Genomic DNA, 12,580 nt, shown 5'->3' with positions numbered 1-12,580 from the left:
AATCAGGTGCTTTTTCATTTTACGGTACCGCCGGGAGTTCAATTACAACCGTCGTCCCGACTCCTTCCTTGCTTGTTATGGTCATAGACCCGCGATGGTTTTCAATAATTTTGTAGCTGACCATAAGCCCGAGACCCGTTCCTTTGTTTTTCGTCGTATAAAACGGTTGTCCCAGCTTCGCCAGCTTGCTCTCCGGGATGCCGCAGCCTTGGTCGATAAAGCTGATGCGTATGCTGCCCCGCTCCGACTTTTCCGCCTTGACGAGGAACGTGCCGCCTCCCGACATCGCTTCCACCCCGTTCTTCAGCACGTTGATGAAAACCTGCTTCAACTGGTTTTCTACGCAGCTTGCCAGCGGGAGCTCATCCTCGATGTCTGTTTCAATGGTTACCTTGCTGATGATGGCTTGCGTTTCGAGCAGCATAATGACGTCATGCAGGATCGAAGCCACGGATTTCGGCAAAAAGTCGATCGCCTGCGGCTTCGCCAGCACGAGCAGCTCGCCGACGATCTCTTCGATCCGCTCCAGCTCGTCCGCCATGATGGACAAATAGTTTCCGTGCTGCCCGCCTGAGCCCATCAGCTTGGTAAAGCCTTTGAGCGCGGTCAGCGGATTACGAATTTCATGCGCGATACCTGCGGCAAGCTGGCCGACGGCCGACAGCATCTCCGATTTCCGCAGCAATTCCTCCGTTTGCTTCCGTTCCGTAATGTCCTCGGCGATTTTAACATAATAAATAATACGGTTATCCTGATCTTTAATCGGCAAAATTTTGACGGATTCCGAATAATTCGGCCCGTTTTTGCGCCGACATTCCAACTCGCCCTTCCACTCATGTCCGGACGAGAGCATGCTCCAGATTTCCTCGAACGAGGTTGAAGAGGCGTTCCAATGATTCAACTCGCGAAGGGAACTACCCGCCACCTCGGCCATTTGGAACTCGGTCATCTCCGTAAATTTGGGGTTCGCGTACTGGATCTTTCCTTCCGCATCGGCAATGACGGTGACGGAGGGACTTTGCTCTATGGCATATGAAAGCTTGAGCAACTGCTCGTTGGCCGATTTCAGCTCCGTAATGTCCGCGAATGTCAGGACAATGCCTTTGATCACATGATCGCTCGTGCGGTAAGGCAGGACGCGCATGCTGTACCACAGCCCGCTGCGGCTCCGAATCTCCCGCTCGACGGGAATCAGCGTCTTCAGCACGTTTTGGGCATCACGCACGATGCCGTCGTCATCGAAGTTATGGGAAATATGTCCGAGTGGGCGCCCGCAATCGACCTCAAGTAAGTTGATTTCCTTCGTGATGGCAGGCGTAAACCGGCGAATGCACAGGTTGGTGTCCAAAAAGACAGTCCCGATGTTGGCAGTGATCAAAAAATTGTTCATATCGTCGTTCGCTTCGCTCAGTTCCTGAAGCTTAAACTGATATTCCGAGTTCACCGTAGCCAGCTCTTCGTTCACCGATTGAAGCTCTTCATTCGTGCTCACGAGCTCTTCATTGGCCGCCGCCAGCTCTTCGTTGGTCGCTTGAAGCGCCTCGTTGGACGTCTCCAACTCTTCGATCGTCGCCTGAAGCGACTCCTCCGCTTGTCGCAGTTCTTGCTCCAGCTCGATCATCCGATGGTTGACGTTCGGTTCGACTTCAAATTCGTCGGCGGCCCGGACCGGATTGCCAAAATGCTCCGGCTTCTCGAACAAAACGAGTACCAGCTTGTCGAACTTTTTGTTTTTCAACGAAAACGGCTTCACGATCAAATTAACGGATGTCGGAGGCTCCGGGCTGCTTACCTTCATGTTTTTATAATAAACGGTACGATTTTCTTTGCGGACTTTTTGTATGGCCGTTATAATCGCCACTGCCAGGCGACCCTCGACGATTTTGTAAATGTTCCAGCTCGGCCTTCCCTTCGCCAGCGTTACATAAGGATTCACGTTGCCGCTGAGATGGATCACTTCATTGTTTTCGTCGATCACCATACAGGGCGGCATGTGCTCGTCCACGAAAGCCGTGTACAATTCGTCCGTTTTCATGAAGCTTTGCAAATCCTTAGACTGCCGATGCCCCCGCTTGGCCGCTGCCATCGGACGTGTCCGGGAAGCCTCAGAATTGCCCCTGTCGATCTCGCTTGCGAACAGCGGCCCCGGTCCCGGCGGCGGCTGCTGCCTGAAAATATTCCACTTGCGGTCATAAGGAACAAATAAATGCGTAAGCCGGCCGATCGTTTCGTTCGGTCCCAAAAACATAAACCCATCCGGATTAAGCGCGAAATGAAACATCGACAGTACCTTCTGCTGCGTCTCGGATTGCAGGTAGATCAACAGATTGCGGCAGGCGATCAGGTCCAGACGGCTGAACGGCGGGTCCTCAACCATGTTGTGATGCGCAAACACGACCATCTTGCGAATGTCTTTATCGATGTGATACAGGTCTCCGGTTCGGGTAAAATACCGCCTCATCCATGGTTTCGGCAGGCTTGTCATCGCCGCTTCAGGATAGATGCCTTGACTGGCCGCAGCGACCGCGTCCTTGTCCAGATCGGTGGAGAAAATTTTGACAGAGTAGGGCTCCGCCGAACGCTCGTTGAATTGATGAAACAGCATAGCGAGGGTGTACGCTTCTTCGCCGGTTGAGCATCCCGCAACCCAGACGCGGATATGCCGTTCGTGCCGCCTGCTTTCTGCGATGGCGGGAATGACCTTTTTCTGAATCGTCTCGAATGCCTGCGGATCGCGAAAGAAATGCGTCACCCCGATAAGCAGATCTTTGCCCAGTGCGAGCAGCTCGTCCGGTTCGTCTGTCAACAGTCGCGCATAATCCTCTATCTCTGCCAGGTTCAGCCTGCCCATGCGACGTTCGATGCGCCGAATGAGGCTGCTTCGCTTGTAGTTCTGGAAGTCGATTCCGCATGCTTTGTTCAGCAGCCCAAGAATCCGCTGCAGCGTCTGTTCGTCACACACAAACTCCAGTTCGCCGCCTTCCGGCCTAAATTGCGGCAGTGCTTCAAGTCCTCCAGCCGGCGCTCCCCTTCCGACGATCTTTCCCCCCGATTCGTACGGACACAGCCTGTACTGCAATGCTTGATTACCGTTCATTCATTTCAACCTCTTTCCCAGCCGGTACATGAATCCCGGTTCCCTTCCACGTTTTACCCGTTACGTCCACAGGATTCCGTATCAAGACTAAAGCTACAGCTCAAGTATACCCGTTTTCTTCCAATTTCGCTCACTTTTTTTGACAGCACGATGCAACGGTATTCTAAACTAAAAACCGCCCTTCGGCGGATACGTTTCCGCTAGAAGGACGGTCTTCCTACATACCTAATCTCTTGCGCAAATAACTTTCGAACGGTCCGCGAAGCTCCTCCCGCTCCAGTGCCATCTCGATCGTCGCTTCGAGGTAACCCAGCTTGTCGCCGACATCAAAGCGCCGGCCCGGTACGGGAAACATCACCATATGCCGCAGCCGGTTCAGCACTTGCAAGGCGTCGGTCAATTGAATCTCGCCGCCGCGGCCGGGCTCGCTACGCTCGAGTATATCGAAAATATCCGGAGTGAGGATATACCGCCCGATAATCGCCCAGTTGGACGGGGCTTGTCCGCGTTCCGGCTTCTCGATCAAGCCGTCGATATAACGATGCGAATGCTGCCCAGCCAAGGGCGCGATGATACCGTATTTGTCCACGTCGTCCCAGGGCACTTCCTGGCAAGCGATCACCGATGTGTTCGTCGCCTCGTGCAGGTCGATCATTTGCTTCAGGCAAGGCGGCTCCGATTGAATGATATCGTCCCCTAGCAGCACGGCGAACGGCTCATTGCCGATAAATTTACGGGCGCAGAGCACCGCGTGACCGAGTCCGAGCGGCTGCTTCTGACGAATATAATGAACGTCAGCCAGATTTGATACAGACTGAACGATGTCGAGCAGCTCCCGATTTCCTTTTTCTTCGAGAATGGTCTCAAGCTCCATCGATTTGTCAAAATGGTCTTCGATGGCCCGCTTATTGCGCCCGGTAATGATCATTATATCTTCGATACCGGACGAGATGGCTTCCTCTACGATATATTGAATCGCCGGCTTGTCGACAATCGGCAGCATCTCCTTCGGCTGCGCTTTGGTGGCCGGCAAAAATCGGGTACCGAGACCCGCGGCCGGAATAATCGCTTTGCGTACGGTCATGACCGCATCCCCCTCCGTTCGAATAGCCGGTCTACGACGTCCGCTGCGACGCGGCGCGCCCCGATCGGCGCATGAAACACGACGCCGCCTCGTTCACCATGGTAATCCGATCCCGCGGTTACCAACAAGCCGTACGCGGCGGCCAACGCTTCATAGTGCGCTTCCTGCTCCGGCGTATGGTCGGAATGGAATGCTTCCACACCGACGAGCCCGACTTCCGCAAGCAGCGGGATCAGCTCGTCCTGTCCGTACAGCCCCGGATGGGCCAGCACCGGAGCTCCGCCGGCCTCCAAAATCCACTCCACCGCCTGCTGCGGTGTGATGCGGGGCGGATTCACATAGGCTGCCGCCCCTTTGGCCAAATAACGGTCGAACGCTTCGGCCATCGAGTTTACATACCCTTTCCGCACCAAGGCATCGGCGATATGCGGACGGCCTACGGTGTCGCCCGCTTTTTTCGAGGTCCGCAGCGATTCGAGCACGTCGTCCATTGTGACGGACAGTCCCAGCTCCTGAAGCTTGTTCACGATCATTTCGTTACGCCGGTTGCGCACTTCTCTCAGCTCTGCAAGCCTCGCCAGAAACTGAGGATCCGTATCGTCGATCCAATAGCCGAGGACATGAATGTCCTGTCCGGCGTGGACGGTGCTGATCTCCACGCCCGGCACGACAGCGATGCCGTATTTCAAGCCCGCTTCCATCGCCTCCCGGAGTCCGCCCACTGTATCATGGTCGGTGATTGCTACCGCCGCGAGTCCCGCTTCGGCGGCCAGCCGGACATTGTCGGCAGGCGGCCCCGTACCGTCCGAGGCCAGCGTATGCGTATGTAAATCTGCAAATGCCATAGAACCACAGACCTCCCTTTTTTTCTCACACAAGTCTGTTATAACCACTGGCTTAAATCGCGCTCCCGCAAAAAGGTCATGAAAGTCACGGCCGAGATGGGAAGCAGCGTAGAGTTCAAGTAAATGGCATGAAAGCTGCGGGCGAAGGAAACCCCTTCGACGTTCTTCACCTGCAAGACGCCAAGTGCAGCTTCATGCTTGACGGAGGATTGCGACACGATCGAAATACCGAGTCCGGCCTCTACGGCTGATTTTACCGCCCCCGTGCTGCCAAGCTCCATCACGATTTTCAGGGCGGACACATCGCAGCCGGCCCGAGCCAGCTCCTCCTCCATCACCTTGCGTGTTCCCGAACCCTGCTCCCGCAAAATAAACGGATATTTTGCAAGCTCCTCCAGACCGACCTGCTCACGTTCGGCAAGCGGATGACGCCTAGGCACGATCAGCTTCAATTCGTCATTCAGCACGGCTTCCGTGTGCACGTCCGGATGATCCACCTCAGCCTCCACCAAGCCGAAGGTCAACTGATGACTCAGCACTTCCTCCAAAATTTGCTTCGTATTGATGACCTTCATGCTGACGGAGATGTTCGGATATTCTTGCCCGAACGGTCCGAGCAGCCGGGGCAACACGTATTCCCCCACCGTTAAGCTCGCGCCCAGGTGCAGCCGGCCTTCCAGCATATGCGTGAATTTGGACATGCGGAGGTCCGTTTCCCTCATCAGCTCAATGCTGCGGAACGCAAACGGCAGCAGCGTCCGGCCGGCTTCGGTCAGCTCGACCCGCTTGGTCGACCGCACGAACAACTTCGTTCCGAAGTAGTCCTCAAGCGACTGCACCTGCATCGTCACTGCCGGCTGTGTCATATGCAGCGCCTGAGCGGCATAGGAGAAGCTCCCCTTCTCCGCAACGGTATGAAAAATATGAAGCTGATGAAAGTTAAGCGCCATAACGACTCCTCCGCAAGCGTTGTAGCCTCATTATATAAGAAAACCTTCATCGAAGCTAATTCAAGGATGCGCGACCGCGGATCAGCGGTTGGTTTTCTTGTGGGCGGGAAAGCGTTCGGCTTCGCCGAAAACTGCTGCTTTCCCGACCGTTAAGAAAACCTTCATCGAAGCTAATTCAAGGATTCGCGACCGCGGATCAGCGGTTGGTTTTCTTGTGGGCGGGAATGCGCTAAAAAAGCATGCCGACTCCCGGCATGCTTGAATCTTTGCAGCTTATCTTCGCTTACGGCTGTTCTTGATCAGCGTCATGCGCCGCGAATGGCGAAGCCATGAGTAGTAGGAGCGCAAATCCCGCAGCTCCATCGTCTCCGACATCCTCCCGAGAAACGTGACGACGATCATTTTGTACGCCTCCGGTTCCCCCGCCGATTCCGACGTGTCCATCTTGACAAATTCGGCGACCATGACCAAATCCTCATCGATCAGGTAAACATCCTGCTCGTTTTTGTAGTAGGGTTGGATCGAGTTCGACTTCAGCTTGCTCCACAAAAAAGCCGTTATGTCGTGAAAGCCTGTCTTTTCCGTTTCCACCCGGTCGACCCATCGGCTGCGAGCGTGATGGGTGACGACGATATCCGCAATCGGCTTTCCTCTAAGCAGCCCGTCGCGCGATACGTTTTTTCGTTCCCGGCCGTCGACTTTCCCTCCGTTCAACTTCCCAACCCCTTTCCTACAAAAATAGTTCCGTTACCCTATGTACACATGAAGCTACCTATTATTGTGCCTTATTCCAACTCGAGAATCAAATTAAAAAAACTTTAGAAACCGGAGGAAGAATTTGCTGCTTGCCTAAGGTGCGCATACCCCAAAAAAGAATGGAGCCTCTGCGCACAGAAGCTCCATTCCTATCGTAAGCTATGATCGTATATTCGCTCCGAAATTACAGGGAATAGAATCTTGTCTTATCCGGAACGTTACTGTTATACTCGGTTTTGATCTCGTTTCGATACGAGCGTTCCACCTTTTTTACAAACGGCAGCTTCTGAAGCTGCTTCATCGTTTCGTCCAAACGGCTGGAATAAACGTACATCGCGGCATAGTGCAGTCTTTTGGAAATAAAATGGACATTCCCATATTTCTCCAAATGTTTGCCGGCCGCTTTCAAATCGCTTACCCAGACAATAATGCCGCTTCGCTCGGTAAACATGGACAATGACCTTCTTTCTGTTTGCTATAGGATCAGGAAAGGACCGATGAACGATGGGTGCACCGGAAAACGAATTGTTAGTCGAAATCTCCCGCGGATCGATGACCGAAAGCGTACACCGTGGTCATATCGCCGTTGTGGATCACGAGCGGAAACTGCTGGCGTATGCCGGGAATCCGGAATTTTACACGTTTACCCGCTCGACAGCCAAACTGCTGCAAGCCATCCCGCTGCTGGAAGCCGGCGGAAGCGACAGGTTCGAGTTGACGCCATCGGAGACGGCGCTGCTTTGTGCCTCGCACGGAGGAGAACCGGAGCATGCGGCAACCGCTCTGGAGATTTTACGAAAGCTGGGACTGGATGAAAGCGCTCTAAGCTGCGGCCCGCAGGAGCCGATGTTTAAGCCCGCGGCCGATGCGATAAAGCGGGAGCGGCGCGATCCGGGACAGCTTCATAACAACTGCTCCGGCAAGCACGCCGGCATGTTGGCGCTTGCCAAGCTCATGAATGTTCCTATACAACAGTATATCGCACCCGAGCATCCTGTCCAGCAAAAAATGCTCCGGACGATCGCCGACATGTGCGGGGTCTCTCCGGAAAGGATCACGCTTGGAACCGACGGCTGCGGAGTCCCCGTATTCGCCGTCCCGCTGGCCTCGCTCGCCTTCGCTTACGCGCGGCTCGGGCGGCCGGACGACCTGTCTCCGGAGCGGGCGGAGGCCTGCCGTGCGATCATCGGAGCGATTCGGCAAGCGCCGTTCTATGTAGCCGGCAGCGAAAGATTCGATACCCGCCTCGCCGAGCTGACGCAAGGCCGCATCATCGGCAAGATGGGAGCCGAAGGTTTATATGCGGCCACCGTGCCGGAGCAGGGCATCGGCATTGCGGTCAAAATCGAAGACGGCGCCGAACGTGCCATCTATCCCGCCGCAGCCGAAACGCTGCTCCAGCTCGGTTTGCTTAACGCCGAAGAGGCAGCGCAGCTTGCCGGCTTCCACCAGCCGGCGGTGAATAACCGCCGCGGCGATCAGGTTGGCATCGTCCGGCCGGTCTTCCGTCTTCATCGCGCCTAAAGCACGGGCCCGGGATATCCCCGGGCCCGTTTTATCGCTTGTTAACCGCACTTGCCGCTGCAGCTTCCTCCGGAGGAGCAGCCTCCCCCGGCTGCAAGCGGATCGTTCGAAGGCACCTTGATCGTATCCGATACGGAACGCGCGATGATCTCCGATACGTCGTGCAGCAAGTCGTCCAGCCGTTTCTCCGCATCCTTGAAGCGCCGGACGGATTCTACGGCATCAAGCCGCTCCTGAACCGCCTTGACCCGGTCAAGCGCCTCATGATAATTCGGATGAAAATGCCCGAAGCGTTCGCACTCCTCGAACAATTCCTTGGCTTTGAGAAACTCCTTCACCAACTGCCGAACTTCCTCGTCGGTATCCTTGCGCTGTTTCCAATATAAATAATCCGCCGTTTCCGCGGAGAACTTGATGCGGTCAGCCAGCTCATATGACCCAAGCAGTATGGCAGACATGTCGAGCGTATGCGTCTCCGTTACCGCCATGCAGCAGCACCGTCCTTTCATTTGGGTATGGTTCGTCAGACCATGTCAGACATGTTTATCATACCATACTTGAGGACGGTCGTGCTGAATTAATATTTATCGTTGATCCCGGGAAGAATGAGCCTCATTTCCTGCCACTCCTCCGCCAGCCATCGGACCTCCGACGTTTCGTCCTGCGCGCCGCCGGACAAACCGAGTCCGGTCATGCACCAGGTTCCCCGCGTTTCCTGCACTTTACGGGGAACGATGCGAAAATCGGTGCCATTTTTGCGGATTTGCAGCACTGAACGCATCTCGATCGCCTTTTCGACGATTTCTTTGCGCGTCGATAAATGATAGTTTCGATAATCCCGGAGCCACGTGGGCGGTATATCCTGCAAGGAAGGATAAACGTCGGAAGCTTCCGGCAGCCGTGCCTGCAGTCTAAGAAAGCCGACGGAATTTCTTGAGTAAATCAGCCCTTTGTCCAACGGCTCGACCGAAAGCAGCTTCTTCCCGGATGCGGTCCGTTCGGCAGACAGCTTCGGGAAGCGGCTTGAGCTCGTTTCCCCATCCGTTCCCGCTTGCACCACCGGGATAGCGGGCAGCCCGGGCATATAGCCCGCTTTTTCCAAAACAACAGCAAGCGGTTTCGCGTCTGCGGCCGCAATAAGAAAATCCCGCTCATTCAGCATTTCCTTCACGTACGGAGAAGCGGCGGGCAGCTTGGCTACCGTTCGGGCGGTTTCCTCATCGGCGCAGCGAAGCAGCAGCGCTTGGGTAAAAACGGTCTTGCCGTACGGCTTCGCCCACTGCCCGATGCTTAACCGGATGTGGTCCGGCACGCCGTAGAGCGCATGACACTCCAGAAAATCGCACATCTCGGCAGCCGTACGGCCATTCTCCAGAGCCCGCTTGACGCTTTCCTTCGATAATTTATAGATACTTACCTGATCCCGCGCCACCAGATCGGCCAAGCAGCAAAGCTCCCAGCGCACTTTGCCCGCGACATCCGGCGGCACCAGAAGTTCAAAGTCGGGCTGAACTATAAAGCCGCCGTCTTCCGCTTCGTCCTCCCCGGCCAGCTCGTCCCGCAAACCGAGCGAAAATGTCCATCGGTAGGCGCCCGGCCCGCAGAACGGATCGGAGCTTTGTTCCAAAAATCCCAGTGCAGCGAGCGGCTCCAGCCACAGCCTGAGCAAATACCCGGTGTGCTCGCCCCTTTCCCCGCTCTCTAACGTCCCTGACAGTAGACCGAACGCTTCCAATCGCTCCAGCAATTGCTCCGCCGTTATCCATGTTCCGCCGTTTAAGCGCTCCAGAAGGAGCACGGCATGCTGCAGCCAAGCAGCGGCAGGAAGCGTCAGTGTTTTCCACAGCCCGTACAAACGGCGCACCTGCGCGGCCAGCGGCTGATCCAGAAAAATGTCTGCAGCTTCGACGCCCAGCTTAAGCTCTTCGTCTTCCGAAACGATAAGCTGTAGCCGCAAAAGCATATCCAGCACCAACGCGATCTTCGGGGAATACGTATCGGCATACGCATATTTCAGCGAAAGCGGTTCAAGAGCCTCTTCCCGGAGCCGCACACGTTCAGACAATTTTTGAAGCTGCTTTTTGTGCAAAGTTCCGTTTTTGGTCAGCTTAAGCCCTTGTTCCGCAGCAAATACCAGCGAATGAAACAAATCGTGCGCCAGATTCGGCTCGCCGGGGAAGGCAGGTACCGGGCTCAATCCTCCGCTTCCCGGCGCTTCGCCGAGCCCGAAGGGCAAGTCGGGAAATAAAACGGTTTGCCAGCAAGCAAACCCGTCCTCGGGCATTAAATACAAATGCTCTCCCCATGTTTTGAGAAACGAAAATACGACGCCTTTGCGAAGCAATCCGGCCAGGCCCATCTTCACCTCGGCCCCGGATAAGGGACCGACTGCCGCCCGTTCCAATTCCGCATCGTCAAACGGCTCGCAGCCGATCCGCCGCACAATCGCCTCAAGCACCGTACGCTCGGAACGGCCAAGCCGGTTGTAGACGGTCTCCATCACGACGGGGTCGGTCCATAGTTGACCAAGGGATACGCCTTGGCCAAGCCACGGCGCGTAGATCGTTTCGGCTTCCAGCCGGCTCTTCAGCTCGCGGGGCATCCTCGCCAGCAATTGCGCATAATTCATATCGAGACCGCCTCCTTCGCTCCGTCCGCCCATTCAATCCGGTAGCGGTAACCCTGCTCGATCAAGAACAGCTGCCGGTTCAGAGCGAACTCCTGCTCTTTCGTCTCCTCGCTGACGAGCGTATAGAAGACCGCCCGGTTCATGCCCGCCTTGGGCCGCAATATCCGTCCGAGCCGCTGCGCCTCCTCCTGTCTCGATCCGAAGCTGCCCGATATTTGGATCGCCACTGTTGCATCGGGCAGATCGACCGCGAAGTTGGCTACCTTGGATACGATCAGCGCCGGAACCGTTCCGCTGCGAAAGCCGGAGTACAACGCTTCTCTCTCCTCATAAGGCATTTCGCCGCTTATCATAGGAAGCTTCGTAGCTTCCGCAAGCTGGCGAAGCTGCTCCAAATATTGGCCGATAATTAAAATTTGCTCGCCGTCATGCTTGTCCAGCAGCTCGCGGACGACCTCCAGCTTGCCCGGGTTGACGCTGGCTTCCCGCATTTTCAGCCTTGGCGCCGCGGCAAGATAGGCTTCCTTCACTTTGTCCGCCATCGGAACCCGGATCTCGACGCACTCGACCGAGGCAATCCAGCCTTGCGTCTCCAGCTCCTTCCAGGGCATCTCGTAGCGCTTGGGCCCGACGAGCGAGAACACATCCTCCTCCCGGCCGTCTTCGCGGATCAGCGTCGCGGTCAAGCCAAGCCGCCGCGTCGCCTGAATGTCGGCCGTAACCCGGAACACCGGAGCCGGGAGCAAATGCACCTCGTCGTAGACGATCAGGCCCCAGTCGCGCTTATTAAACAGGTCCATATGGACGAACGGGTCGTCCTTCGATTTGCGGTACGTCAAGATTTGATACGTGGCCACCGTAATCGGGCGCACTTCCTTCTGCATTCCCGTATATTCGCCGACCAATTCTTCCGTAATGTTTGTTTTATCCAATATTTCCCTTTTCCACTGCCGAACCGAAGTGCTGTTTGAGGTCAAAATCAGCGTCGCACAGTTTAGCTTTCCCATCGCCGCGATGCCGATCACCGTTTTCCCGGCGCCGCAGGGCAGGACCAGTACGCCGCTGCCTCCTTGCAAGCTCCCTTCCCGATAAAAGGATTCGACAGCCGACCGCTGATACTCCCGCAGCTCGAACGCCTGCCCTCCGGCCTCTTCGGTCCGGAGCCGGATAGGAAGCGATTCCCCCCGGCTGTAGCCTGCCAAATCTTCGACCGGAAAGCCGAGCTTAACGAGCTCCTGCTTGAGAAGCCCCCGATACCGGGCGGAAAAACGAAGCGTTTGCGAATCGACCTGACACAGCCCGTACGAACGCAAGGAACGGAAAGAAACCATCTCCTTGATCGCTTCCACGTCTTCCGAAATGAGAAGCAAATCGTCGCCTAGCCTTTCCATGCGAACCAGCCCGTACCGCTCGACGAAGCGCCGGATATCTTGTTTTACGGCGGCCGGAACGCCGAATTTCGCATGGCGGTCCAGGAAGCCGATAATCTCCTCGGACGTCAGTCCGGCTGCCGCGGCATTCCAGAGAGAAAGCGACGACATACGGTATGTATGAATGTTTTCCGGCGATTTGACGAGATCCGCAAACTTGGCGAGTCCGGTCCGCGCTTCTTCGAAAGCCGAGTGCCGCACTTCGAGCAGCACGCAAAAGTCGGTTTGCACGATCAATGGGCGGTCTTTATGAAATGTCATCTAC

10 protein-coding genes are annotated in these 12,580 nt (G+C 55.8%); 1 reads left to right on the top strand and 9 read right to left on the bottom strand.

Going from position 1 to position 12,580, the window contains the following annotated elements:
* Positions 1-19 precede the first annotated feature (19 nt).
* From QMG93_RS14910 to QMG93_RS14885, 6 genes are all read right to left on the bottom strand, one after another.
* Complete coding sequence (locus QMG93_RS14910; protein ID WP_281937736.1) at positions 20-3,097, bottom strand: CheR family methyltransferase; 3,078 nt, start codon at positions 3,095-3,097, stop codon at positions 20-22.
* 217 nt (positions 3,098-3,314) lie between these two features.
* Positions 3,315-4,181, bottom strand: coding sequence for a UTP--glucose-1-phosphate uridylyltransferase GalU (gene galU / locus QMG93_RS14905; protein WP_281937734.1), 867 nt, complete (start codon positions 4,179-4,181; stop codon positions 3,315-3,317).
* Positions 4,178-5,026 (bottom strand): PHP domain-containing protein, encoded by an 849-nt coding sequence (locus QMG93_RS14900; protein ID WP_281937732.1) that lies wholly within the window; start codon positions 5,024-5,026, stop codon positions 4,178-4,180. Before QMG93_RS14900 ends, galU begins: the two co-directional genes overlap by 4 nt.
* Before the next feature lie 38 nt (positions 5,027-5,064).
* Positions 5,065-5,976: a selenium metabolism-associated LysR family transcriptional regulator gene (locus tag QMG93_RS14895; RefSeq protein WP_281937730.1), complete on the bottom strand. Its 912-nt coding sequence runs from the start codon at positions 5,974-5,976 to the stop codon at positions 5,065-5,067.
* A 273-nt stretch (positions 5,977-6,249) separates the two neighbouring features.
* Positions 6,250-6,690, bottom strand: a complete 441-nt coding sequence (locus QMG93_RS14890) for a hypothetical protein (protein ID WP_281937727.1) — start codon at positions 6,688-6,690, stop codon at positions 6,250-6,252.
* 226 nt (positions 6,691-6,916) lie between these two features.
* Positions 6,917-7,183 (bottom strand): YlbG family protein, encoded by a 267-nt coding sequence (locus tag QMG93_RS14885; RefSeq protein WP_010498293.1) that lies wholly within the window; start codon positions 7,181-7,183, stop codon positions 6,917-6,919.
* 53 nt (positions 7,184-7,236) lie between these two features.
* On the opposite strand from QMG93_RS14885, the gene QMG93_RS14880 reads away from it, so the two are divergent.
* Positions 7,237-8,256, top strand: coding sequence for an asparaginase (locus QMG93_RS14880; protein WP_281937725.1), 1,020 nt, complete (start codon positions 7,237-7,239; stop codon positions 8,254-8,256).
* Between the two features lie 41 nt (positions 8,257-8,297).
* Here QMG93_RS14880 and QMG93_RS14875 read toward each other — a convergent pair whose 3' ends face one another.
* From QMG93_RS14875 to QMG93_RS14865, 3 genes are all read right to left on the bottom strand, one after another.
* Positions 8,298-8,744, bottom strand: a complete 447-nt coding sequence (locus QMG93_RS14875; protein ID WP_281937724.1) for a YlbF family regulator — start codon at positions 8,742-8,744, stop codon at positions 8,298-8,300.
* A gap of 89 nt (positions 8,745-8,833) precedes the next feature.
* Positions 8,834-10,885, bottom strand: coding sequence for a helicase-associated domain-containing protein (locus QMG93_RS14870; protein WP_281937723.1), 2,052 nt, complete (start codon positions 10,883-10,885; stop codon positions 8,834-8,836).
* Complete coding sequence (locus QMG93_RS14865) at positions 10,882-12,576, bottom strand: DNA repair helicase XPB (protein ID WP_281937722.1); 1,695 nt, start codon at positions 12,574-12,576, stop codon at positions 10,882-10,884. The genes QMG93_RS14870 and QMG93_RS14865 overlap by 4 nt, the downstream gene beginning before the upstream one ends.
* Between the last annotated feature and the right edge of the window lie 4 nt (positions 12,577-12,580).

This window comes from Paenibacillus tyrphae (genome assembly GCF_027925525.1).
Classification (GTDB): Bacteria; Bacillota; Bacilli; order Paenibacillales; family NBRC-103111; genus Paenibacillus_G; species Paenibacillus_G tyrfis_B.
Note: the sequence above shows the minus strand (reverse complement) of the source record. Positions and strands in the feature narration are given on the sequence as shown.